Raw genomic sequence first — 25,781 nt, 5'->3', positions numbered from 1 at the left:
TCCTAACCTACTAAAATCCTCTCTTCTGGATATCTATAAGTTCCCTTATATTCTCTCTGTTTCTTTGCAAACGCAAATGCCATTGTAAGTGGCCCTACTCTACCTGCAAACATTGTAAGAGTAATAATTAGTCTGCCTAATACAGATAAATTCGGTGTAAGTCCTCTACTTAAACCTACTGTTCCAAAAGCAGATGTCGTTTCAAAGAGTATATCTAAAAATGATGCTTCTTTCTCTGTTAATGATAATATCATAGTTACAAAAATAATTAAAGCTAAACCTATACCCACAACAGCTAATGCTCTATAAACTAAATTATGTGGTATTCTCTTTCTATAAACCTCAACATCATTAGTACCTCTTATTACAGAAATTATCGCTAATACTATAGCACCAACTGTAGTTGTCTTAATTCCTCCAGCAGTAGAACCTGGAGAACCTCCTATAAACATAAGTATTAATGTTAGAAAAGCTGTAGTATTTGTAACTGCTCCTGTATCAATACTATTAAATCCAGCAGTTCTAGGTGTCATAGCCTGAAAAGCTGAAGCCAATATCTTACCTTTAAAACTTAACTTACCTAATGTAGCAGGATTATTATATTCAACTATAAAAATAACTAGAAAACTAAATAATAACAATAAAGCCGAAATAATTAAAACTAACTTAGTATGTAATGAAAACTTCTTAAACTTCTTATTATGTGAAATATCTATATATACTGTATAGCCCAAACCACCAACTATTACTAAAAAGATAATAGTTAGATTTACAATGACATCATCTACAAAAGGTACCATACTTTCTCCAGTTAAATCAAAACCCGCATTACAAAATGCTGATATCGAATGGAATATAGAAAAACTTACCCCTTTAACAAAACCATATATTGGAATAAATCTTATTGATAACAGTAGTGCCCCTAAACCTTCAATCATTATTGTCGATATTATTACATATCTAGTCAATTTTACAAGACCTGAAAGCGTAAACTGATTTAACTCTTCTTGTATTATAAGTCTTTCCTTAAGAGTTATCCTTCTACCTAATAGCAAAGCTACTAAAGTAGCTAAAGTCATAAAACCTAAACCACCAATTTGCAATAATATTAATATAACTACTTTACCAAATATTGTCCAATGAGTAGCAGTATTCACAACTACCAACCCTGTAACACAAACAGCTGAAGCTGATGTGAATAGAGCATTTACAAATCCGATACTCTTACCATCTTGAGATGCAATTGGCAGATTAAGTAACGTTGCACCGATTAATATCAATCCTGCAAATCCTAAAACTAAAACTTGAGCAGGATTGAGTTTAAGTTGATTTAATCGACGTCTTAGCTCTATTGTAATCATCCCCTAGTAAATATTATTGTATACTGTTACAACTTAAATTATTTTTATTATACCATTTTATACCTATTATTAAAAGTTATGTTTGAAAAAATAAAAGTCCCGTAACCGGAACTTTTATTTTTATATTAATTTAAACTACTTTTTGCAACTTCAACAAGTTTTTTAAATCCTTCTGGATCATGTATAGCCATTTCTGATAACATTTTTCTATTTATTTCTATATTAGCTTTTTTAAGTCCATTTATAAATCTGCTGTATGACATTCCATTTAGTCTAGCAGCAGCATTTATTCTGCTTATCCAAAGCTTTCTAAAATCTCTCTTTCTTAATTTTCTACCTATATAAGCAAATCTAAGTGCTCTCATTACGGCTTCATTTGCTGGTCTGAACTGCTTACTTTTTGCTCCATAATAACCTTTTGCAAGTTTTAATATCTTTTTATGCTTTTTTCTAGCATTTAACGCTTTTTTTACCCTTGCCATTCTATGCTACCTCCTTTACGTATATCATTATTTTAATATGGTAGTAACTTACTAACCCTCTTATAGTCAGCTGCACTAACTAATGAAGATTTTCTAAGATTTCTCTTTCTCTTTGCAGTCTTTTTAGTTAATATATGACTCTTATAAGCCTTATATCTTTTAAGTTGTCCTTTGCCTGTTTTCTTAAATCTTTTAGCAGCTCCTCTATGAGTTTTCATTTTTGGCATCTGAATTCCTCCCCTCAGTTAATTAATTTATAGGACTTAAAATCATAATCATATTTCTTCCTTCAAGTTTAGGTTTTTTATCTATATTACCAACTTCTTTTGTTAATTCTGCAAACTTCATCAATACTTCTTCACCTTTATCAGTATAGCCTAATTCTCTACCTCTGAATCTTACTGTTACTTTAACTCTATCACCATTTTCTAAGAATTTAATAGCCTTTCTAGCTTTTACGTTCAAATCATGTTCTTCGATATTAGGTGTTAATCTAATTTCCTTAACATTAATCACCTTTTGATTTTTCTTCGCTTCTTTAGCTTTTTTAGCCTGCTCGTACTTGTATTTGCCATAATCCATTATACGGCATACTGGTGGATTTGCATTAGGAGCAACTTTAACCAAGTCAAGTTTTCTTTCTCTTGCTATTTGTTGTGCTTTTTTTACTGGCATTACTCCAAGCTGGCTACCATCCACGTCTATTAATCTTACTTCCTTATCCCTAATTTGTTCATTAATTTGAAGTTCTTTAATATTAGGACACCTCCTGGTATTTTTTCCTTATAATATATAAAAGCGGATAGTAAAAGAGTATACTATCCGCCTAAAATACATAGGTAAAGTACAACTTTGCCATAATTAACCCTATAAGCCGAGCCATAGGGTGAGAAGCGGATAGCTTCTACTTTATTTTACTCCAGTACATTATATTCTAAAATATCCATTTTGTCAATAACTTATTACTATTTTCATAAATAATTTGCTTTGTCAACAAACTCATAGAGAACATTTAAACTCTCTATTCCACTTTCCTAAGTAACTGTATGTAGTAATCTTTCGATACGACTATACTCTTATCTTTTATAGTAGTTTCAATAACTTCAAGTTTTCTTTCAATTCTATCATTTTGTTCTGACAATTGAGAAAAAACATCAAATTCTCTAACAATTGAAAAGTTTTCTCATCCATTCTAATTCCCTTCACTTTGTATCATTTTATCATAACTCATTTGAAATAACAATCATAACTCATTAGTGTTCAACGAATTTATCTTTTTAAATATCTATAAAAGAACAAAATCTTCGATTTAAATAAATTAAGGTATATTTTGCCTATATCCATTACGGAAATTATATTTAAAATTATCCACAAATTAATGCTGTTTATAACGACTCTAGCATGTAAACATGCCAGACGAAGTTTCAAATAAAATCAACATTAAATCTTTAAAATATAGGATTTTATTATAATTTCCTATGGATTATAAAAGCAAATGCTTGAAAGATTGGATTTTAGACTAAAACAAAAGAGGTGTCTGAGACTATTAGTTTTAGGATCAATATTTACATTCTTACTAATTAAATAATCCACTATATCTACATATCCCCAACTTACTGCTATATATAAAGGTGTAAAGCCATCTTCATTTAATATAAATTTTCCCCGACATTTTTCTACAATTTTTACCTTTAAACAAATTAGTTTAATATTAACTATTTTTTTCATTCATGTAGCTTTCATTAGCTCTAATAATAAGACTCCTAAGCTCTTCTATATCCCGTTTTGCTACAGCTTTTAAATAAGCTTTCAAAATATTTATATCTTTTTCTTTTTTAATAGCTGTTATTATCTTCTCATCATTTACATTTATTTCATCTAATATTTCAACTAATACTTCTGCAACTATTTCACAAGCCTTTCGATTCACTTTTTCTCTATACTTCTTCTTTATAGCAATAATAGCTGCTGATGACATGTTAATACAACACCTCCCATATATTACCTAAATAAAAAGGCTAACAGCCAAAATAATAACTGTTAGCCAATAAATTAGCAAAGTTATCTGGCAAGTTCATATAAAGCTTTTGCATATAATTTTGTTATCTTAATCAAATCATCTATAGCTATATATTCATCTTTCTGATGAGCTAATTCTTCTTGACCAGGGAATAATGGGCCAAATGCCACAGCATTTTTCATAGCTCTTGCATAAGTTCCTCCACCTATTGTAATAGGTTTACTATCGTAATCACCAGTAACTTCCCTATACACACTCATTAATTTTTGAACAAGTGTATCTTCACTTGGAACATATATAGGTGGTAAATGTTCTATATGTACTATTTTTACTCCTGTACCTTTCAATTCTTCCTCCATTCCTTTATAAACATCTTCACTCTTATATTCTATCGGATATCTTATATTTACTGAAACTTTAACCTCATCCTCATTCATATTAATAACACCAACATTAAATACTAATTTACCAGATACACTATCTTCAAATCCACAGCCTATAGATTGCCCATTATACTCCATACCTATCTTTCTATTGTATAATTTAACAAATTCACTTGCATCACAATCACATTCAACTACTTCTCCTAAAAACGCAATCAATTGAGAAATAGCGTTTTTACCTGCCTGTGGAGTACTACCATGTGCAGATATACCATAAGACTTAATTATTACCTGCTTTCCTCTATCATCTAATGAAAGTTTGTATCCTGTTCTTTTGATAAATTTATCAAATTTTTCTTTAACAAACCCTCTCTTTTCATCAGCCACTTCAAGCATTGCCTCACAATAGTCTGGAACCATGTTAGGTCTATTACCGCCTTTAATATAATTTATCTTAACTGCACAATTACATTTCTTTTCAAACTTTTTCTCAATATTAAAAATTAATATACCCATTTCACCATGTATAACTGGAAAATCTGCATCTGGCGTAAAAGCTAAATCTGGAGCTTTTACTTTTTTAAGATAATAATTTATACCGCCCCATCCAGATTCTTCATTAGTTCCAAATATTATTCTTATTTTTTTATTAAGTTTAACTCCAGACTCTTTTATAGCCTTCATGGCATATAAAGAAGCTATTGTAGGACCCTTATCATCAATAGCACCTCTACCGTATATTTTCCCGTCATGTATTTCAGCAGCATATGGTGGATAAGTCCAACCATCACCTTCTGGAACGACATCCAAATGCACCAATACTCCTACAACTTCTTCTCCTTCTCCTAAATCAGCGTGCCCTGCATATCCATCAACATTTAAAGTTTCAAAGCCCATACTTTCAGCTAATTTCAATGCATATTCAAGAGCTTCATTTGGTCCTTCACCAAATGGCATACCTGGTTTTGGCTCACCTTCAACGCTCTTAATTCTTATCAACTCTTGAGTCGATTTAATAATATCATCTTTGTAGCTGTCTATTATTTTTTCAAAATCCATAACAAAACCTCCTCTTTCTATTTTTAATAGAATTTCCAACTATACATGAATTTAAGTATTTAAATTGGTAATAAAATTTTGATAAACCATAAGATGTTGACAATATTTTCCGTTTGTTAAAAATAAAAACTTTGGTTTTAAAAAAACTTTCAGAAAATTAAATAGGAGATATTTATAACTATTCTATATACTGTTTATTTTTCCTTTATAACTTATATATCTATTAAATATTACATATCTATTTGGTTAAACTAATAGTAAAAAACTAATACAGTATTTAAATTTGCACTTTATCATAATATTCAGTTTGACTAAAAAATATCACATAAAGGGTGGTTCTATATTGAAAAAGAAAATAGTATTCATATTAACTATAATCAGTCTAACAGTATCTTCATTTTTACTTCATGCTAAGTATTTAACTTTCCTATCACTTAATAAATTTACATTAGGTGATAGTTTCCTTGTTTGGATCATATCATTATGTTTATTAATATATTATCTAAAACTTGACAGTAAACCTCAGCTAGTTCCTGCAGCTATTACTAATGAAAAGAAAAAAAAAGAAGATGGCTCAAAAGATAATAATAAACCAAGAGTTTCATTTAATGATGTTGCAGGATTAGATGAAATAAAAGAAGAACTTCAAGAAGTTATAGATTTTATCAATAACTCTGAAAAATATAACAAAATGGGAGCTAAAATTCCAAATGGTATACTTTTTTATGGACCTCCTGGTACTGGCAAAACTCTTCTAGCTAAAGCCGTAGCAGGTGAAACTAATTCATCTTTTTTCTATGCCAGTGGTTCAGAATTCGTAGAAAAATATGTAGGTGTCGGAGCCAAAAGAATAAGAACTTTATTTGAAAAAGCAAAAAAAGAAGCTCCTAGTATAATATTTATTGATGAAATAGATGCAATAGGTTCAAAAAGAAATCCAGATAGTAATAACGAAAAAGATCAAACATTAAATCAGTTACTAATTGAAATGGACGGTTTTAATAAAACTCAAACTATCATTGTGATTGGTGCAACAAATAGACTTGATTTATTAGACGAAGCCCTACTTAGACCAGGGAGATTCGACAGGCATATATATGTCGGCAACCCTAATGTAAGAGCTAGAGAAGAAATATTAAAAGTTCACACTAAAAATAAACCTTTAGACTCTAGTGTTAAAATTAAAGAAATAGCGAAAAAAACTCATGGATTTTCAGGAGCTCAATTAGCTAATATAGCTAATGAAGCTGCTATAATAGCTGTAAGGAAAAATAAAACTGTAATAGATATTGAAGATTTTAATTCTGCTATAGAAAGAGTAATTGCCGGGTTAGAATTAAAACATCCGTCCGTTTTATTCAAAGAAAAAAAAATAGTTGCTCACCATGAGGCAGGGCATGCGCTCATAGGTAAACTATTAAAAGTCGATATGATTCAAAAAATTTCTATAGTACCTAGAGGGCAGGCTTTAGGATACGTATTAAAATTTCCTGATGAAGATAGATATCTTCATACAAAAAAAGAGCTCATTTCTAAAATTATGGTTCTTTTAGGAGGAAGAGCTGCTGAAGAAGTAATATTTAGTGAAATAACAACAGGTGCAAAAGATGACTTATCTAAAGCTACTGAAATTGCTCAAGAAATGGTATGCAGCTACGGTATGAGTTCTTTAGGGCATATAGCTATTAAAGAACAATATATAAAATATAATATAGATAAAATAGAAAAAGAAATAAAAATGATAATAGACGATTGCTATAAAAAAACTATGAAATTAATTAAAGAAAACAAAATAATCCTTATAGATATTGCAAATTATCTTCTTGAATACGAAACAATCGAAAATAATGAATTAGAACACATATTTTCTAAATATGAAACTCCTCTAAAATCTGCCACTTAATTCGTGGCACTTTTTTATTTTTTATAATATTTTTTTTAAGCACATTTTTCCTATTCAATAATATTCTATAGTAGAATTATATTTTTATCATTATCCTATTATTTTTTAAAGCAGGTGATAACTGTGCAAAAAACAATATATATTTCTCCAGTTATGGATACTTTTATAGATAGTTATTTAAAAAGTAAAAATTTTTCAAATCAAACTCACTACTTTTTAGGATACTTTAAATCATATATAAAATACCGAATATTACTAAAATTTGATTTAAGTAATCTTCCTAAAAATTGTAATATAATTAATGCAAAATTAACACTTTTTTGCATACGAAATGACTATATGGAACAAGAGAATATTTTTAGTATACATCCTATAACAGAAAATTGGAATGATAAAAATGTAAGCTATTTAAATCAACCTTCATATGATGAGAACAGAAAAGTACAAACCAAAATTAATTACCATCTATGGGAATCTATAAGTTGGGATATAACTGAATATACTAGAGAGTGGTTAAAAAATCCAGAAAAGAACTTCGGTATAATCATAAAAGCTGAGAATGAAAAAGATAATGCATCTTTATTAGGTCTTTGCAGTCAGAAACATAGCAATAAAGATTGGCAACCTAAATTAGAAATTACATTTTCTACAGAAGAAAAAAGAAAAATATATTTAAAACCTATGCCTAAAGTAGCCATCATTACACCTCAATTTTTTGAATGGAATGGTAATAGATGTTTATTCGGTGGTGGGGAGCGATATTTGATTGATTTAGCAAAACTTCTACAAAAACTTGGATATCAAGTAGATGTTTTTCAGCCATCAGGTCATGAAGAATGGGAGAGAACTTATGAAGGTATTAAAATAAAAGGAATTGGAGATCCAGGTTTTGATCAAGATTTCTTTATAGAACTTAATAAAAAATTCTATCAAGTAGCTAAAGATTATGATTATCATATATATTTCAACATGGATGTAATATATCCACATGTTTTCCCTAACTCTATTTGTATAAGCCATGGTATTTGGTGGGATTCATGTGAGCGTCAATGGTGGCGTTCTAAACTCTGGTATAACAGGTTCTTTCAAGGCCTTAGTGCAGTAGACTTACTTGTATCTGTAGATACAAATACAATAAATTGGCTGAATGCAGTTAATCCAAATCTCAAATGTAAAAAGGTATATATACCTAATTATGTAGATTTAAAGATATTTAAACCAAGCAATTCTATTTTAACTAATAAAAGATATATTAAAATACTATATCCTCGTAGATTACATCCAGGTAGAGGATGGACTGTTTGTAAAAAAGTAGCTGTTGAGCTAGTTAATGAATATGACAATGTTATATTTTCATTCGTCGGAAGAGGTACTAAAGAATCTGAAAAACACATGAAAATTTTTGCCTCTAAACATCCTCGTATAGAATATACTTGGTATGAAATGAATGAAATGTATAAGGCTTATAAAGATGCAAATATAGTTCTTATTCCATCTCTATATTCAGAAGGAACTTCACTTTCACTACTTGAAGCTATGGCTTGTGGAAAACCAATAATTGCTGGATTAGTAGGAGGACTTACAGATTTAATAATCCATGGTTACAACGGATATTTAATAGAAATAAACAAAGAAAATTTAAAAAATGCAATCATTACGCTTATAAATAACCCTAAATTAAGAAAAAATATGGGAAAAAATGCTCGTAAAATATCTGAACATTTTTCTAAAAAAATCTGGGAAAAACATTGGAAAGAAATAATACTTCAGCAATTTCCTATTAACTAATAAATGTAAATGAGTCAAGGGAGATCCCTTGACTCACAGAACTTCCTTAATAACTCTTTTAGCATTTTTAAAAAATATCTTTTCTATTTCTTCAGATGAAAAGCCATTTTTTTCTAATGCATGTAACAACTTATTCATTTCACCAATATTGCAAATCTCTAATTCACAATTAATTCCATCATAATCAGAACCAATAGCTATAACATCAATTCCCCCAACTTTTCTAATATGCTTAATATGCATAACTATATCTTCTATTCGACTTATAGAACTATTACCTAAAAAAGATGAACAGAAATTTATTCCCATTACTCCACCTTTTTCAGCAAGTATTTTTATCATTTCATCCGTCAAATTTCTTGGATGATTTCTTATAGATCGGGCATTTGAATGAGATGCTATAAATGGTTTTGTAGATATTGATGCTACATCAAAAAACCCTTGATCAGATAGATGAGAAACGTCTATAATCATTCCAAGCCTATTCATTTCTCTTACGACTTCTCTACCAAAAGGTGTAAGCCCTTTAGTCATATATTCTCTTTTATAATTTGGATAACCTATTTGATTAGGATAATTCCACGTAAGAGTTATTAATCTTACACCTAATCTATAAAAATTTCTTAAATTATATAACTTACCTTTTAATATTCCACCTTCTTCTATTGTAAGAAAAGCTGATATTTTACCATTTTCTTCGTTTTGAATCATTTCTTCATAACTTCTAGCTATTGCAATCTTTTCATTATTTTTTTCAAGTTCTTGATAAAATCTATCTAACATTTCCAAGCAATATTCAAAATAATTGTCTTTCTCTTCAATATCTATATAGAGAGCAAAAAATTGAGCTAAAGAGTCTGCTTTAATTAACTTTTCAAGATCAACATGAAAATTATTTTCTTTTAGTTCTGTTTCATTTTCAGTTACAATAATTTTACTCATTGTATCACAATGTAAATCAATTAATTTCATTTAAAACTCCCCCTATCAACTAAATATTTAGAAATCATTTTATATAACTATAATATCAAATATATTGACTAACAAAAATATGTAAACAAAAATTTATGGAAAAAAAATACACAAAAAGAGTCATGATTTTTCATGACTCTCTCAACATTAAACCATATTTAATATCATTCCAGTAAAATAAGGAATCAACCAAATAAACCAAACTAATAAACTAAACTTGTGAAAATTTTTCATTGATTTTTGATCTTTCTTTAATAAAACTATTGTAGCCCAGACTGCATGAAATAACATAAGCAAAATAGCAATTAGCCCAGTAATCCCATGTACATTAAGTTCAAACCCTCCACTTATTTTTCCCATAAGTGTCGTTCCTAAAGTATCAAAAACAAACCCTATCCAGAAAAATACTAAATGCCACCCTTTAAGTATACCAGCTATTTTTTCACTCCACACTCCAATAGTATAACAAATCAATGCACATGTTATAAAAATAATAGCAAAACTTAACATAAAAATTACCCCCTTTACTTTTATCGTCTATCTAACACTTTTTTTAGTGTCTGAAGTCCATTAAGAATGACTTCTATTTCTTCCTCACTTGCTTTTCCAAAAACATCTTGAAAATAACTATTTATAGTATTATAAAAATATTTACCTATTTCATAACCTTTATCTGCAAGTTCAATATATACTATCCTTTTATCCTCGCTACTTCGTGTCCTTTTCAATATTTCCTGTTTTTCAAGCCTATCAATTATTCCTGAAACTGTACTATTAGCAAGACTCATTTTTTTACTTATCTCACTAACCTTTAATTTTTTATGTTTTACAAGTATTCTAATAAGCATTATTTGAGGAATAGTCAATCCAGTACTTTCAAATTCATGTCTTAGATTACTATTAATTTTTGAATTTATTTCTCTTATCAATAAACCTATTTGCAATCCTTTTTTTTCATCTGACATCTTATCACTTCCTCTTATGTTCTTTTGACAACTTAATATTCACTATATTCTCCATTTTAAAAATGCCTTAACGTCATAATAGGATGTCTAAAAAATATCCTCCATCCTGAAAACTTCATAACTTCTTTAATTCTATCTTTATGTTCTTTATCATAACATTTTATATTACAATTAGCACAACTCTTTTTATTATTCCCAAAAGGGCATTTTGAAAGTCTATAAAAAGCGTATTCCATTAATTCTTCACAATCTGAACATAAATTTTCACCTGTATTATGTTTTTTTCTACAATATAGTTTAATCATTTTCTCTAATAATTTCTTTTCATTTTCTAACTTGTCCATTATATTTCACCTTCATCGATAAATATTTCGCATGCGAACTATTATTAGTATACTATTATTGAATAAGAAATGCAATAGGTAATTACAATATTTCTAGCTCTATTTTTATTCTCCTATAATCTTTACTAAAACTCTCTTTCTCCTTTTCCCATCAAATTCTCCATAAAATATTTGCTCCCATGGACCAAAATCTAATTTTCCATCTGTTATAGCCACAACAACATTGTCTTGGAAAGTTATTTGACTGTTTATTGCTCTCAATATAACATGACATATTCCTGTGCTGCTTTAATTTTTTTTATGATACAACAGAACCGTCTGTTTTTCCACAAAAAAGTTTCCGGCGGGTGTCCCACCGGAAACTTTAGTACTATATTCTGCCAAGTAGGTGAAGAAGTCTGTAAATAATAACTGCAGCTTGTGCTCTTGTTGCGTTGTCTTTTGGTGCAAATGTTGTTTCATCTATTCCATTTACTATTCCTTTGTTATAAGCTATACCAACTAAATCTTTTGCCCAATCAGATATAGAATCTCTATCAACAAAAGTAATATCTTTCTGGCTATAATCCATATTTGGTGCTACATATTTTAAAGCTCTTACTATCATTGCAGCCATTGCTTCTCTTGTTATTTTATCATTCGGATTAAATTCACCTTTATATCCAGTAACTATACCTAAGCTAGCTGCTGTTTCTACAAATTCCTTATACCAAGCTCCGTCTGGTACATCATAAAATGTTACTTTATTCTCATTTGCTTTTAGGTCTAATGCTTCAACTAATAATTTTGCAAATTCTGCTCTAGTTACAGCTTTATTTGGTACAAAGTTTACTCCGTCTAATCCATCTACTATATGTCTTGCAGCAAGAACCTCTATTTCCTCTTTTGCCCATGACGTATCAATATCAGCAAACACCTTATTGTATTCCATTACCATATATTTACTGAAATGCTCTGCCTCAAATACTATCTTGCCTTCATCTTTCACATTTCCACCAATATATTGCAGTAAATCTTCTTTTTCATTGTAATAGTATACTCCAATCTTTCTCTTGTCAGCTACTTTTTCAGTATCAAACTTAATAGTTATTACAATAGGTTTATCAAATTCAAGTTTTCTTTCATTATCTTTAGACTTAGCTATCAAATAAAAGTCTAAAGCCTGTGATATCAGGTTATACCCTTTTTGTTTTACTTTAGTCATTATCTCATCTGTCTCTTTTTCATTGAGCTTCTTAACCATAATATTCACTTGCTCTTTCTTATCCACTTTTACAGATGATGGATCAAATTCCAAAGCTGCTTGTCCTGTGTTAATTAACAGTTTTTTACCAAATTCTGATGCCTTTAAAACTGAATCGGAAGATATAATTACTGAAACTTGATCAAATTCTTCTGTTTCACCTTTTACTACATCTATCTCTACAATTTCACTTTCTTCATTTTCTATTTTTTGTTTCAGTTTATTTTCATCAGCTTTAAATTCAACCCTCTTATTTCCATTTTTATCTTTTGTTATTATTAGAGTCCCTAAATCTTTCTTCTTTTCATCTTTTTCTTCATTATCCTTTTCTTCATTCTTATATTTACTACTTTCATTATCATTATCTTCAACTGGTTCGTTTGAATCTTGTACCTGAGGATATAAAATTACAGTTCCACCATCAGACATGCTTGGTATTGAGAAAGTTACACGATTTTCATCATCAACAGTATAAATATTTCCACTATATTCATCTACTATCTTAGCTCCAGCTTCAAACGGTACTTTTACTGTTATTGTTTTTTCTTCATTTTTAACGTTTAGTGCAATCACAACTGACTCATTACCATATCTTCTTTCAAATACAAGATATCCTTCTTCATCAGAACCAGCAATCTTGTTTCTTATACCTTTTGCCATTACCTTCGAATGAGCTTTTCTTATATTTAAAATTTTCTTGTAATGTTCTAGCACGTCATTTCCTTCTACTTTATCCCAAGGCATGTCATACCTGTTATAGTAATATGGATATTCTGCTTTACCTGACATTCCTAGCTCTTCACCATAATAAATAACAGGTTGACCCTTTGCTGTTATTTGCAATGATGCAGCAACTTTTAACTTACCTAAATCTTTCCCTACTCGTTCTAAGAAACCGTCCTCATCATGACTTCCTAAGAATTGGCCAAATGTAGCTGTATTATTTAGAATACCGTTTCGTTTTTCAAGATATTTTTCTACATCATCAATTTCACCATTTACAAAGTTCTGTGCAGTATATTTGAAGTTGAAATCTAATAGTGAATCCATCTTGCCACTTCCTAAATCTCCCATAGTATTTTCTGGGTCTGCACCGAATGTTTCACCTATCAACTTGAAATCAGGTTTTACCTTAGTCAATTCATTCTTAAATGCCATCCATGTTACATCATCAACATGCTTAACAGTATCTACACGGAAGTAGTCAATAGTATTACCCTTTTCTGTTCTGCCAAGTTCTTTAACCCAAGCTACCTGCCAATTAATAATTTTCTCTCTAACTTTAGGGTCTTCAGTCTTAATGTCAGGCAGCCCTGCTAACTCCTGTGTTATAGGGTCTCCTTCTGAAGGATTCTCACGAATCATTCCCTTGAATCTTTCCCTATCTTCATCTGTTGGGAAATTAGGTATATCCTTTCCAATACCAGGATCATTTTCCTTTAATCCATATCCAATATGATTAAGAACTACATCAACCATAATCTTGATACCGCGTTCATGAGCTTCATCAATTAATCTGTGAAAATCCTCTAAAGTCCCAAAATGAGGATTTAGTTTTTCAAAGTTGCTTGCCCAATATCCATGATATCCGTAATAAGGTGTAATATGTGGATTTTCTGCATGTCTTGTATCAAACTTAATGTTTTCAACAATCGGTGTAATCCAAATTGTATTTATCCCTAATTCTTTCAAGTAATCAAGTTTTTCAATAATACCAGCAAAATCACCACCATGATAAGTACCAGGCATACTTGTATCATAGCCTATGTTATATGGATCATTATTACTCTTGTCTCCGTCATTAAATCTGTCTGTAACTATAAAGTATATCCTTGCTTCATCCCAGTCAAAATCAAGTTCTCCAACAGATAACCTTGGTTTTACTTCAACTGTTACATCTTTATAATGTTCTTTTCCATATTCATCAATTACTTTGATAGGAATTGTTTTAGTTCCTGCTGTTACATTATCTCTTACTGAAATACTGATTTCTTTTAATTCATCACTTATAGGTAATTCTTTACTTCCTCCTAATGCACTTAAATCTGCATAAATTTCTTTAACCTTTACAGGCTCTCCATTAGAAGTAATTTCTAAACTTAATACTGCATTTTGATTGTAGTCAATTTCATGTGGTATAACTGACGCTTTTATATCTAATTTCAAATTCTGATATACAATGTATGACTTTCCATCTTCACTAGTATTTTTAGGGTCTGGTATTTCAATTGTTTCTCCATCTTTAGTAACAACAAAAGAATATTCATGTGTACCTTCTGAAATATCTCTTAAAGTATAAACATACAATTCATCTTCTGGTATATATTCCATATCATACTCTTTACCATCTATTTTAACCTTTACACCGTCAAGTGTATCCATAGCATCATTTCTGTAAAGCTCTTCATCTCTATAGTAGAAAGTAACGCTACCATTTTCCAATACAGGTCCCTTTACTGAAGGAATTATCTTAAATTCCTTTACCATACTTGTTACTATAACCTTTGTTATAACTTGATCAGGATCTACTTTAATGTATCTATCTTCTTGAATATCCTGTTTTGCAGTACTCCAGTCTGTACCTTTTCTTACTATAAACCCTACTTCTTTTGTTTCTGGACTGATTTCAATATTTGCAATTGCTACTCCATCTTCTATCTTTTCAAAATCAATTTGTCCATCCTTTACTCCAGTAAACCAAACCCATAAATTCCAATCAGTATAATCTTTATCTTCCCTTATATACTTAAATCTTATATATCTTTTTACATATTCCTTTACTTCTATTTCATATTCACAAGTTACATCACCAGCTTTTATTATAATAGTTACTTTTCCTGGACTTATACCTGTAACTTCTCCATTTGAATCAACAACAGCTATTTCAGTATTAGAAGATGTCCATTGTACCGATACATTTGTCATTTCTTGGCCATACTGATCTTTTACTGTCGCAGTAAGCTGTATTTTTCTTGTAGCAAAAACTGTATTCTCTCCTGTTACTATAATTTCAGAAGGAACTAATTTGCCAACATGTACGATTATTGTCTCCTCAATATCTCCGACTTTAGCAGTAATAATTGCATCGCCATCTTTAACAGCAGTAATTCTTCCATTATTTACAACTGCAACACTCTCATCAGAAGATAACCATTCAATTTGCTGATATAACATAGGATTTCCGTTTTGATCTTTTACTACTGCCTTTACAGTTCTTACATCTCCAACCTCTAGTCCTATTTCTTTTGCATCAAGCTCAATGCTAGTTGGAACTGGTATATAATCATTAGCTTCATCATAAAGAACCATCATTGAAAGTCCTTCTACAGTAACTGTAGAACCTTTTATAGTTTCTATAACCTCTGTTCCTGCCTTTTTGTCATTTACAACTATATTCCATGTATCAGAATCATTAGGAAGATTTACATCTACCGCATGTTCGTTACCATTATATATAACTACTATATTTCTCCATGTATCATTGTTAGCATAATCTTTTAACTTATATGCAACAACATTTCCATCTTGTCTTAAGATTTCAATATTAGATTCTACATCATTTTTAGTTGTCATTCTGAATGCAGGATGAGCCTTTCTCAACTCAATAAGTCCTTTATAGTAATCAAATACTGGCTTAAATTGTGCTTTATATTCCCATCTAATCTTATTGATTGCATCAGGACTTTTATAGCTGTTGTGGTCTCCAAACTTAGTCCTCAACAGTTCATCTCCTGCATGCATAAATGGAATACCTTGAGAAGTTAATACAATACCATTTGCAAGTAAAGAACGCTTAACAGTCTCGTTTTCTAAAACATTATTCAAATCAACGGCATGATGCACAGTTGCTGCACTTACTGCTTCATCTACGCTATTGTACTTTTCAGCATCCTCTCCAGTTAACTTTCCATCTCTTATATGAATAAAACCTTCCTCTTCTTCTAACCCTTGAGTTTTAATAATTTTATCCCAAAGATTCAAGTTATCATGAGCAGTTACATAATTAATAGTCTCAGTCGGACTATCTGTAAAATCATGTACCGAACCCATTATCCCTTTTACGATATCATACTCTTTTCCTTGCTCTCCTGTTGCAAATCCTTTACTTGCATCATCACTTCCACCTTTGATAGCACCACGTAAATTGTCATTAAATACCGCAAAGCCTTTTCCTTTTTGTTTTCCTTTTGTAGTTTGTAACTCAGCTGATAATGACGAACCTCCGGCCTGCCATGGCTCTCCATAGATTAATATTGTAGGGTCAACTTTTTCATGTAGTTCTTTTGCTATTTCTGTCATTGTCTGTACATCTATAAGCCCCATCAAATCAAATCTGAATCCGTCTACATTATATTCTTCAGCCCAATATCGTACAGAATCTTTAATATATTTTCTAACCATTGGTCTTTCAGTAGCAATCTCATTTCCACATCCAGAACCATTTGTAAACTTTCCTGTATCATCTGTACGGTAGAAATATCCTGGAACAATTTTATTAAATGGTCCATTTTCAACCTCAAATGTATGGTTATACACTACGTCCATAATTACTCTTATACCTTTATCATGAAGTGCTTGAACCATTTCTTTAAATTCTTTTATTCGTGCTATAGGGTTTTGTGGGTCTGTAGAATATGAACCCTCTGGCACATTATAGTTTTGTGGGTCATATCCCCAGTTAAATTTTGGATCTGTTGAATCAGGATCATCTACTGTCAATTCATTTACTGTCTTAAAATCAAAAGAAGGCAATAAGTGAACATGAGTTACTCCTAATTCCTCAAGACTATCAATTCCAGTTTTTACACCGTTATATGTTGTGCCAGTTTCTGTAAATGCTTTGAATTTACCCTTATTAACTATTCCAGAATTTTCGTCTATAGAGAAATCCCTTACATGTAGCTCATATATAATTGCATCTGTCGGATTAATCATAGGTGGCTTATATTCTGGATTCCAACCTTCAAAATTTGTTTCTTCTAAATCAACTATAGCTGTTCTTTGACCATTTGCAGAAACTGCTCTTGCATATGGGTCTACTGCATAATTTACTGTACCATCAGCAAATTCTACTCTATACATATAATATTTTCCTTTTAAATCTTCATTGACAGTTAAGGTCCATACTCCATTCTCCTCACGACTCATTTCTATTTCTCTTCCACCACTATGGTCTTCAACAATTCCAAGCGAATTATATTCTCCAGCATCATCATACAATGCAACACTCACTTTTTTAGCCGTAGGTGCCCATACCTTAAATGTACTCTTTTCCTTTGTATAAGTTAATCCTAAGTCATTACCATCATAGTAAAATTTAGGGTCGTCTAATATTTTTCTCATTGTTACTATACAACCTTTAAACCTGTCGCTCTCTACCTTGTATATATTTCTAACGTCTATCAAATCTGAATCTTGTACTGTAAGTTTAACTTTATTTGCTCCTATCAAACTTGCATTTACTTGTATATTCTTATTTCCATTTGTCACATCAATTAATCTGAAAGTCTCCAAATCACTATCTTCCACAGCATGGGTAGTAGTAACATATATTTCATTTAAAGAGTCCATCATTGCTGCCTGAACCCTTGCAGAGATATCAGCATCTTCTCTTTTATAGTAAACTTCACTTACTCCTTGAATAATCCAAACCTCTACTGAATCTCCTTCTTTAATCTCAATAACTCTATCCATTTCCTGTTCTGACCAATTACCAGGTCTTGTTATTATATTTATTTTTTTAGATGGAAATTTGTATGTGGCAGTTGCAAATCCATCTTCATCAATTCCAGTAAATGGATAAGCATTACCTTCTTTTCCGTCCTCCCAAATCCACATATCCCAATCTTTTTGTTTTCCATCATATCTATAATAGTTAATTGTGTATGTGTACATGTTTTCTAAAATAGTAATCTCTTTTTTTGCTGAATAACCATTTATAGTTGCCTCTATTGTAAACTTATCACCAACTTGTGCATCCTGTGAGATTATAAGTTTATTTCCATCTAATGTTACTCCTGTTACTGTCTTATCTAATTTCCAAGTTGGAGTAACTATTTCTTCGCTTTCATCTTCATTTAAAAACTTTGCTGTTAGAGAAACAGTATCACCTTTTTCAACTTCTCCTGGAATATCTATTATAAGCCCTGGAACAATTAATTTACTGTCATCCCCATATCCTCCTGCTATCTTCTTATCATTTAGAGGATCTAAAATCCAATTTCCATCAACTATAAACTTATAACCATATATACCTGTTGGAATATCGAGTGTTTTTGTCCAGATATTATTTTCTCCTTTAGTCAATATAATAGCATTCTCCCCATCTGTAGCCCAGTTATTAAATGCTCCTGCTACTTTTACATCTTTAGTATTATTATCGCCTTTATAAATGAAAGTAACTTCATTTTTATCTACCACAGGACTTTTTAAAGCTGTTTCTGTAGTAAAAGAAAAACTTATTTGCTTGTTTGTAGTTTCGGTATTTAACCCTTTAACTGCTCCCTCTGGTATATTAACAGTATAAGTAGTATCATATTTTAAAGGTTCTTCTAAATTAAGTATCAATTTTGAACCTTCACTATATACAGCACTATATACTTCACCACTTACAGTAATGTCTTCAGCTGATAATAAATTTATATCTTCAGAAAAATCTATTTCTATTTTATCTAAATCTACACTTACATTATTTTCTCCGTCGTAAGGTTTAGTAGATACAACTTCTAATGTTTTAGGCTCTTCAATTCCTGTTATTACATATGTGCTACTATATATTGATTGGATATTTGGATTTGAACTTTCATTCCAACTCTTTGCAATTGTATTTCCTTCAGCAGATGGAATAACATCAAAAGCTCCATGCTCTCCATTGTTTCCACTTAAAACTACAATAGCCTTCAACTTATCCCCATTTTTAAGTCCCATTTCTTTTAAAGGTATCTTTCCTTCAAATCCTTTATTTCTATCTAAAGCAAACTCTGCACCTTTTAAATTAGTCCAAGTTGCTAATATAGGATTTGTAAAATCTGATGAAGAATATAAAGCAGCTCCATTAACCTCATTATCATTTTTTACTCTCATCATAATATGATAATTTGGTTTTGCACTTGTACCATCAAAATTAAACTGGGCTCCCCACGGATTAGAAGATATCCCCGAATCCTCATCATTTACATTAAGTGCAATATCAATAAACATCCCATTTTCTCCCCAATTGGGAACGTTTACAGCGTCTATCCAGAAAAATAAATATTCAGAATCATTGTATAAACGTAGATTATCAATATTAGAATCTACCCATCCACTACTTGGTGAATTGCCTATTATAGGTATACTATTCCATGCATCATCAAAGCTGCCGTCAATAATAATATTATTAGAACTTGCTTCTACAGATGTATTTGGTATGATTCCTAAAAACATCCCAAATATCATAATAGTTACTAGCAATAGAGAAATAATTTTTCTGCTTCTGTTAAACATTTAAAACTCTCCTTTCTTAAATAGTATTTGAGTAAACATTGTAAAAAACTCTTTTATAAATACCTCCTCATCTTTCTGAAAGTCATGCAAACGATTGCATGAATGTAAAAAAATTAAAAACAAAACATGTGCAAACGGTTGCAAAATTACAAAAATAAAAAACATGCAAAATTTTCTATATTTATATATAATTTTAGAATACAAAACTTAACTTGTCAACTAAATATTCATGTTCAATCGTATGTGCAAAGAATTTCATAATCTTCTTCTAAAAAATCCTTTATAAAAGAAACTATATCTTCTTCATCATCAACAATTAAAATCTTTTCCTTTATTAAATATTTCTCCTAAAATTTTTATATTTTAGATTTTATATATAAAAGAATATCATGAGTATTTAGAATAATACTCATGATATTAAATCTTCGTTACTTGAAAATATAACATTATAGTTTGAAAAAAATACTATCAACGTTATAAGCCCCAGAAATACAATAATACTAGAAGTTCTAAAAGCAAATTCAATAGAAACGTCTGTTGCCTTACCAACAATTATGTTTATAAGAGCTGCTACAACATTATTCATCATAGCATATATTGACAAAATAGTTGCTCTATCGTTTGTAACTATTGATTGATTTTCTATGTTTACAGCTATAGGATGAATTAAAGCAAAGCTACCAGTAACAGTTGCGATAAGTAAAACACTTAAAATAGGATTATTAATATACGATAATATAAAACTACATATACCAATAATTAAAAATAACGTTTTTAAACTTTTTTCTCTTCCGAGTTTTTGAGTAAGTCTATATGCTTTTACAGAAACCATACTTATCGTCTGCATAATAGCCATTAGTATTCCAAAATATTTTAAATTAATGCCGCTTTTTAAATATTGAGGCTGATTTAAAAATACAGTTATCATATGCTGTACTTCTTGAACAAAGGCTATAGCTATAACAAATACTAACATCCATTTTTTGTTTAACACGTTCTTAAAACTTTTTTTCAACGTTAATTTTTCCTGTGAATAGTCATTTACATCCTTAATAAATAGAGTCAAAAATGCTGCCAATCCATATGGTATTATTGTCAATAATGCTGCATAATCTATAGATTTTGCAATAATTATAGTTGAAAGAAAAGAAGCAATAAAAAATCCAGCAGTACCAGCAGCATTATACCTTCCGATTATTTTTTCTCCATCTTCTTTATTAATAGAAGAATATATCAATGCTATATCACATCCCGAAATACCTGAAATTGATATTGCCATTAATAAAGTTTCTATCAAAAAAAATAAAAAAGAATCAGCAAAGTAAAATATTATTTTCGATAAAAAAAACATAAAATTTGATAATATCAAAGTACGTTTATATCCATATCTATCTGCAAACCAACCCCATGGTATTTCAAAAACAATCATGAGTATTAAAGATATAGAGCTAAGTATAAATATTTCATAAAGAGAAAGTCCCCTTGCTCGTCTATATATAGTAGCAATAGGCCCATAAAATACAAATCCTTGTAAAAATATAATTAAATACATTAAATAAATATTCTTTTTTTCTCTCATATATATCCCCCTATGATGCTATGAATAAATATACAATAATCATATTTTCTATCATTAATTAAAAAAAATTAATCAACTCATTCTAAAAAGCCCCCTTCCCCTTTTTTATTTTAAAACATTTAGAACAATATATCAATATGGGAATTTTCTGGATAAACTTACTGTTATTAAAATTATAAAAAGCTAAATGAACAGAAAATATTTAAAATAAAAATAATTACCCACAAAAATTATCCTTTTTAATTCCCATAAATTTCTAATATATTTTTTCATATATATACAAAAAATAAATATGAATAAAGGTCAGGGATAGTCCTGACCTTATTAATTAAAAGTAGAGGTGCAAAATATGAAAAAAGCAAAAAATAATAACTTACAATCTCCTGAACCTGTTGAATTAAAAAGTATAGCTGAAATAAAAGAACAAATGGGAACACTATATACTGATATAACGCCAGAAGGATATACTAACAATGCTAGTGGAAAAAATACAATGCCTTATACTCATACTTCTTCAACTATAAATGGTAATTTTTATATGAATTATCCAGAGCTATTTAACTTTAACTATGAAATTCCTACTGTTCATCTATTTAAATATAAAAGATAAATAATATGGCTTAGCGCTCATGCTAAGCCTCTAAATTACTTTAATATTTTTCTCAATAACTTAATCTTGCCTCTATATGGTGGATACCTAAGAGAAATATCTATCAAATTAGATTTTTTTAGCACACTTTTTTTATGCGAAAAAGTATCAAAGCTCGCTTTCCCATGATAACTACCCATGCCACTATTCCCAACACCACCAAAAGGAAGATATGGTGTAGCAAGATGCACTATAGTATCATTTATACATCCTCCACCAAAAGAAATCTCTTTTATTACACGTTCCTGCTTTTCTTTATCATTTGAAAAATAATATAAAGCTAAGGGCTTAGGATGGGTATTAACAGTTTTTATTACTTCGTCTAATTCTTCAAATACCAATAAAGGTAAAATAGGACCAAATATTTCTTCCTGCATTATAGAATCTTCCCAAGTTATATTATCTATTATTGTTGGTGCAATATATAGCTTTTCTTCGTCAAAATCTCCACCATATAATATGTCTCCGTCTTTCAATAGATTTTTTAATCTATTGAAATGCTTTATATTAATGATTCTTGGATAATCCTCACTTTTCAAAGGATTTTCCCCAAAGAACTCTTTTATAAACTTAATAGCATTCTTTATAAAATAGTCTTTTATATTCTTATGAAGATATAAATAATCAGGAGCTACACAAGTCTGTCCAGCATTTAAAAATTTTCCCCATACAATTCTCTTTGCAGCTAATTCAATATCTGCATCTTCGTCTACTATACATGGGCTTTTTCCTCCTAATTCAAGTGTAACAGGTGTTAAATGCTTTGAAGCAGCTTCCATTACAATTTTGCCTACATTAACGCTACCTGTAAAGAAAATATAATCAAACTTTTCTTTAAGAAGAGCCTTATTTACTTCAATTCCACCTTCAACTACAGCTATAAATTCTTCTTCAAAGTTATCTGAAATAATTTTAGAAATTATTTTAGAAGTATTAGGTGCATACTCAGAAGGCTTTATAATAGAACAGTTCCCAGCAGAAATAGAACCTATAAGTGGAGCCATAACTAGTTGAAACGGATAATTCCAAGGAGCAATAATCAAAGTTACGCCATAAGGTTCTGAATAGATGTAACTATTTGATATAAATTGAGTTATTGGAGTTTTTACCTTTTTAGGCTTAGTCCAAGATCTTAAATTTTTTATAATATATCTTATTTCATCTAATACAATTCCTATTTCTGTTTCATACCCCTCAAAATCAGATTTATTTAAATCTTCTTTTAAAGCCTTTAAAATCAGTCTTTCATTTTCTATTATTGCTCTTCTCAATACTTTTAACATATTAATTCTAAAATCTATATCTAAAGTAATACCTTTCCCAAAATATTCTCTCTGTTTATTAATTAATTTTTTTATTTCATCCATACTAACCCCCCTCATAAATATAAAGAAATTTTTTAAATCGAAGATTTTGTTCTATTATTATATATATTAGCCATAAAAAAGTAAATTAATCTTTTTTAAACTTTTTGAAGGATTTACTTATATTCTGTCGAATTTTTCTAGTTATGTGTTATTTTATATTAGATTAATATGTTAGGAGGATTAACATTGAAAAACATAAAGCTAAAAACAAAACTTATTCTTATAATTATCGCACTAGTATTTTTATCATCAACAACATCTGGACTAATTTCATATTTTAATCAAAAAGAAGCTATTTTAAATGAATTAGAAGATACCAGTAATCATCTAGCTAAAATTTTGTCAAATCAAATTGAAACATTTCTATACGAAAAAATCAAATTATTAGAATCAATTTCCAACCTTGAAGGTATTACTTCTTTAGACAAAGACTCGCAAACTAAAATATTGGAATCTATAAAAGCTAAACAACCAGACTTTTCCTTACTATTTGTAACCAATTTAAAAGGTTATCAGATAGCAAGATCTGATGGTAGAACTTTTTACTCAGATTTATCTAAACGTCAGTACATAAAAGATGTAAAAGAAAAAAAGAAAACAGTAATAAGTGATATCTTGATTTCAAAAACTACTGCCAGACCATCTTTAGCAATCGCAACTCCTATTTTTGATAACAACAATAAAATGATTGCTATATTAGGTGCTTTTGTAGATTTAAGTTCTATTGAAAAGTTTAGAAAAGAAATAACTATTGGTAAAACAGGTTTCGGTTTTGTTGTAGATTCTGAAGGTAAAGTACTTGCTCATCCAAATAAAAGTATAATTGAAGAAAGAATATCATATTCTGATATAGCTCCTGTGAAAGAAGTTCTTAAAAAGAAAACCGGAACTACAATATACGAAATTGATGGAATAAAATACTATGGTTCATATAGACCTGTACCTATTCTTAACGGTGGCGTAATAGTTCAGCAACCTTATGAAGAAGCTTTTGCTCCACTTAACAAAGCCAGACTATTTACATTTATAATAACAATTATAATCATTTTAGCCGCATCAGCAATTGGATACATATTTTCTTTGAGTATAACAAAACCAATAGCAAGATTAGTTTTTTTCGCTAATAGATTGTCTGAAGGAGATTTAACTCAAAATGTAGATATAAAAAGCAAAGATGAAATAGGAGAATTAGCTTTTGCTTTTAAAAAGATGAATAATAACCTCAAAAGCTTATTAAATAATATCAATATAGCTTCTGAAAAAGTTAATAAAGCAGCGTTAAATCTTTCAGAATCTTCATCTCAGGTAAGCGAAATATCAGAGCAAATAGCTGTAGCAATCGACGAACTTGCTTCTGGTAGCAGTGCACAAGCTACTAGCATTGAAAATACTTCTAATTCAGTTAATGAAATAGTAAAATCTATTGAAACTATTTCTAATAAATCAATAGAATCTGCTAAAATATCAAATGAATCAAAATTATTAGCTGATCATGGAATTGAAATAATTAATAATCAAAATAACAAACTTAAACAAAGTGCTGAAGCAATTAAAAATGTTTCTAATTCAATAGAAAACCTAAATAAAAAATCTGAAGAGATTAGTCAAATAACAAATCTTATAAGCTCTATTGCAGAACAGACGAATTTACTAGCTTTAAATGCTTCTATAGAAGCAGCCAGAGCGGGTGAAGCTGGACGTGGATTTAGTGTTGTTGCCGATGAAATAAGAAAACTTGCAGAACAATCTCAAGAGTCTGTTGAACAAATAAACAATATACTAACAGATATGATTAACGACATTAAAAATGTTGTAGCAGTTACAAGAGATACATTAAAAATCTTTAAAGAACAAGAAAGTCTTAGCCAAAATACAACTGATGCATTCTATAAAATCTCTGATTCTATAAATAAAGTATTAAATCAAGTTAATGATATAGCTGAAGCTATTGGAAAAGTTAAAGGTGAAACTAATAATATGGTAGATGAAATTCAAAGTATATCAGCCGTTTCAGAAGAATCAGCTGCAAGTGCTGAAGAAGTAGCTGCTTCAACTCAAGAACAATCAACTTCAATTCAACAAATATCCATTGCGGCACAAGAATTAGCTAAACTTTCCATTAATCTTGAAGAAGAAGTAAAAAAATTTAAGTTCTAAAAAAAAGAATGGCGATAAGCCATT

At 29.7% G+C, this 25,781-nt stretch carries 19 protein-coding genes and 1 other annotated feature; of the genes, 4 read left to right on the top strand and 15 right to left on the bottom strand.

The features are described 5' to 3' along the window. Window positions 1-2: 2 nt before the first annotated feature. The 7 genes from AB4Y15_RS03180 to pepV all read right to left on the bottom strand — a co-directional run bounded on the left by AB4Y15_RS03180 (window position 3) and on the right by pepV (window position 5,305). Window positions 3-1,361: a TrkH family potassium uptake protein gene (locus AB4Y15_RS03180; RefSeq protein WP_427338413.1), complete on the bottom strand. Its 1,359-nt coding sequence runs from the start codon at window positions 1,359-1,361 to the stop codon at window positions 3-5. Window positions 1,362-1,486: 125 nt separating this feature from the next. Further along, window positions 1,487-1,843, bottom strand: a complete 357-nt coding sequence (rplT, locus tag AB4Y15_RS03175) for a 50S ribosomal protein L20 (RefSeq protein WP_427338412.1) — start codon at window positions 1,841-1,843, stop codon at window positions 1,487-1,489. 32 nt (window positions 1,844-1,875) lie between these two features. Next, window positions 1,876-2,070: a 50S ribosomal protein L35 gene (gene rpmI / locus AB4Y15_RS03170; protein WP_427338411.1), complete on the bottom strand. Its 195-nt coding sequence runs from the start codon at window positions 2,068-2,070 to the stop codon at window positions 1,876-1,878. 22 nt (window positions 2,071-2,092) lie between these two features. Next, complete coding sequence (infC, locus tag AB4Y15_RS03165) at window positions 2,093-2,599, bottom strand: translation initiation factor IF-3 (protein ID WP_427338456.1); 507 nt, start codon at window positions 2,597-2,599, stop codon at window positions 2,093-2,095. Between the two features lie 28 nt (window positions 2,600-2,627). Further along, window positions 2,628-2,759 (bottom strand) — a sequence feature (ribosomal protein L20 leader region). 560 nt (window positions 2,760-3,319) lie between these two features. Next, the gene (locus AB4Y15_RS03160) at window positions 3,320-3,571 is read right to left on the bottom strand and encodes an ankyrin repeat domain-containing protein (protein WP_427338410.1); all 252 of its coding nucleotides are present in this window, start codon (window positions 3,569-3,571) and stop codon (window positions 3,320-3,322) included. Beyond that, on the bottom strand, window positions 3,555-3,821 hold the full coding sequence (locus AB4Y15_RS03155) for a hypothetical protein (RefSeq protein WP_427338409.1): 267 nt from the start codon (window positions 3,819-3,821) through the stop codon (window positions 3,555-3,557). The genes AB4Y15_RS03160 and AB4Y15_RS03155 overlap by 17 nt, the downstream gene beginning before the upstream one ends. A gap of 83 nt (window positions 3,822-3,904) precedes the next feature. Continuing rightward, the gene (gene pepV, locus AB4Y15_RS03150; protein WP_427338408.1) at window positions 3,905-5,305 is read right to left on the bottom strand and encodes a dipeptidase PepV; all 1,401 of its coding nucleotides are present in this window, start codon (window positions 5,303-5,305) and stop codon (window positions 3,905-3,907) included. Between the two features lie 343 nt (window positions 5,306-5,648). Here pepV and ftsH point away from each other — a divergent pair, with 343 nt between their 5' ends. Then, window positions 5,649-7,208, top strand: coding sequence for an ATP-dependent zinc metalloprotease FtsH (ftsH, locus tag AB4Y15_RS03145; protein ID WP_427338407.1), 1,560 nt, complete (start codon window positions 5,649-5,651; stop codon window positions 7,206-7,208). 123 nt (window positions 7,209-7,331) lie between these two features. After that, the gene (locus AB4Y15_RS03140) at window positions 7,332-8,996 is read left to right on the top strand and encodes a DNRLRE domain-containing protein (RefSeq protein WP_427338406.1); all 1,665 of its coding nucleotides are present in this window, start codon (window positions 7,332-7,334) and stop codon (window positions 8,994-8,996) included. 33 nt (window positions 8,997-9,029) lie between these two features. Here AB4Y15_RS03140 and AB4Y15_RS03135 read toward each other — a convergent pair whose 3' ends face one another. From AB4Y15_RS03135 to AB4Y15_RS03105, 7 genes are all read right to left on the bottom strand, one after another. Further along, the gene (locus tag AB4Y15_RS03135) at window positions 9,030-9,968 is read right to left on the bottom strand and encodes a dipeptidase (RefSeq protein ID WP_427338405.1); all 939 of its coding nucleotides are present in this window, start codon (window positions 9,966-9,968) and stop codon (window positions 9,030-9,032) included. Window positions 9,969-10,115: 147 nt separating this feature from the next. Further along, window positions 10,116-10,478: an HsmA family protein gene (locus tag AB4Y15_RS03130; RefSeq protein WP_427338404.1), complete on the bottom strand. Its 363-nt coding sequence runs from the start codon at window positions 10,476-10,478 to the stop codon at window positions 10,116-10,118. A 20-nt stretch (window positions 10,479-10,498) separates the two neighbouring features. Then, window positions 10,499-10,933: a MarR family winged helix-turn-helix transcriptional regulator gene (locus AB4Y15_RS03125; protein ID WP_427338403.1), complete on the bottom strand. Its 435-nt coding sequence runs from the start codon at window positions 10,931-10,933 to the stop codon at window positions 10,499-10,501. Window positions 10,934-10,989: 56 nt separating this feature from the next. Next, entirely contained in the window at window positions 10,990-11,277 is a 288-nt protein-coding gene (locus AB4Y15_RS03120; RefSeq protein WP_427338401.1) for a nitrous oxide-stimulated promoter family protein, read from the bottom strand. A 105-nt stretch (window positions 11,278-11,382) separates the two neighbouring features. Beyond that, the gene (locus tag AB4Y15_RS03115; protein ID WP_427338400.1) at window positions 11,383-11,538 is read right to left on the bottom strand and encodes a YjbQ family protein; all 156 of its coding nucleotides are present in this window, start codon (window positions 11,536-11,538) and stop codon (window positions 11,383-11,385) included. Window positions 11,539-11,647: 109 nt separating this feature from the next. Further along, complete coding sequence (gene pulA, locus AB4Y15_RS03110) at window positions 11,648-20,005, bottom strand: type I pullulanase (protein ID WP_427338399.1); 8,358 nt, start codon at window positions 20,003-20,005, stop codon at window positions 11,648-11,650. Window positions 20,006-20,414: 409 nt separating this feature from the next. Further along, window positions 20,415-21,584, bottom strand: coding sequence for an MFS transporter (locus AB4Y15_RS03105; RefSeq protein ID WP_427338398.1), 1,170 nt, complete (start codon window positions 21,582-21,584; stop codon window positions 20,415-20,417). A gap of 349 nt (window positions 21,585-21,933) precedes the next feature. On the opposite strand from AB4Y15_RS03105, the gene AB4Y15_RS03100 reads away from it, so the two are divergent. Further along, a complete protein-coding gene (locus AB4Y15_RS03100) occupies window positions 21,934-22,194 on the top strand; it encodes a hypothetical protein (RefSeq protein ID WP_427338397.1) in 261 nt (86 codons plus the stop codon). Window positions 22,195-22,229: 35 nt separating this feature from the next. Here the strand turns inward: AB4Y15_RS03100 and AB4Y15_RS03095 are convergent, their stop codons facing one another. After that, complete coding sequence (locus AB4Y15_RS03095) at window positions 22,230-23,600, bottom strand: aldehyde dehydrogenase (RefSeq protein WP_427338396.1); 1,371 nt, start codon at window positions 23,598-23,600, stop codon at window positions 22,230-22,232. A gap of 186 nt (window positions 23,601-23,786) precedes the next feature. Here AB4Y15_RS03095 and AB4Y15_RS03090 point away from each other — a divergent pair, with 186 nt between their 5' ends. Then, window positions 23,787-25,757, top strand: a complete 1,971-nt coding sequence (locus tag AB4Y15_RS03090; protein WP_427338395.1) for a methyl-accepting chemotaxis protein — start codon at window positions 23,787-23,789, stop codon at window positions 25,755-25,757. Window positions 25,758-25,781 lie beyond the last annotated feature (24 nt).

This window comes from Caloranaerobacter longqiensis, assembly GCF_050286925.1.
In the GTDB taxonomy this organism is placed as follows: domain Bacteria; phylum Bacillota; class Clostridia; order Tissierellales; family Thermohalobacteraceae; genus Caloranaerobacter.
The sequence above is the reverse complement of the archived record's forward strand: the minus strand, read 5'-3'. Positions and strand labels throughout refer to the sequence as shown.

Coding starts and splice junctions, on each gene's coding strand:
- AB4Y15_RS03105 (WP_427338398.1), bottom strand. CDS start 21,584: ATGAGAGAAAAAAAGAATATTTATTTAATGTATTTAATTATATTTTTA.
- AB4Y15_RS03155 (WP_427338409.1), bottom strand. CDS start 3,821: ATGTCATCAGCAGCTATTATTGCTATAAAGAAGAAGTATAGAGAAAAA.
- rpmI (WP_427338411.1), bottom strand. CDS start 2,070: ATGCCAAAAATGAAAACTCATAGAGGAGCTGCTAAAAGATTTAAGAAA.
- AB4Y15_RS03095 (WP_427338396.1), bottom strand. CDS start 23,600: ATGGATGAAATAAAAAAATTAATTAATAAACAGAGAGAATATTTTGGG.
- AB4Y15_RS03125 (WP_427338403.1), bottom strand. CDS start 10,933: ATGTCAGATGAAAAAAAAGGATTGCAAATAGGTTTATTGATAAGAGAA.
- AB4Y15_RS03135 (WP_427338405.1), bottom strand. CDS start 9,968: ATGAAATTAATTGATTTACATTGTGATACAATGAGTAAAATTATTGTA.
- AB4Y15_RS03120 (WP_427338401.1), bottom strand. CDS start 11,277: ATGGACAAGTTAGAAAATGAAAAGAAATTATTAGAGAAAATGATTAAA.
- AB4Y15_RS03100 (WP_427338397.1), top strand. CDS start 21,934: ATGAAAAAAGCAAAAAATAATAACTTACAATCTCCTGAACCTGTTGAA.
- AB4Y15_RS03130 (WP_427338404.1), bottom strand. CDS start 10,478: ATGTTAAGTTTTGCTATTATTTTTATAACATGTGCATTGATTTGTTAT.
- rplT (WP_427338412.1), bottom strand. CDS start 1,843: ATGGCAAGGGTAAAAAAAGCGTTAAATGCTAGAAAAAAGCATAAAAAG.
- AB4Y15_RS03180 (WP_427338413.1), bottom strand. CDS start 1,361: ATGATTACAATAGAGCTAAGACGTCGATTAAATCAACTTAAACTCAAT.
- AB4Y15_RS03160 (WP_427338410.1), bottom strand. CDS start 3,571: ATGAAAAAAATAGTTAATATTAAACTAATTTGTTTAAAGGTAAAAATT.
- pulA (WP_427338399.1), bottom strand. CDS start 20,005: ATGTTTAACAGAAGCAGAAAAATTATTTCTCTATTGCTAGTAACTATT.
- pepV (WP_427338408.1), bottom strand. CDS start 5,305: ATGGATTTTGAAAAAATAATAGACAGCTACAAAGATGATATTATTAAA.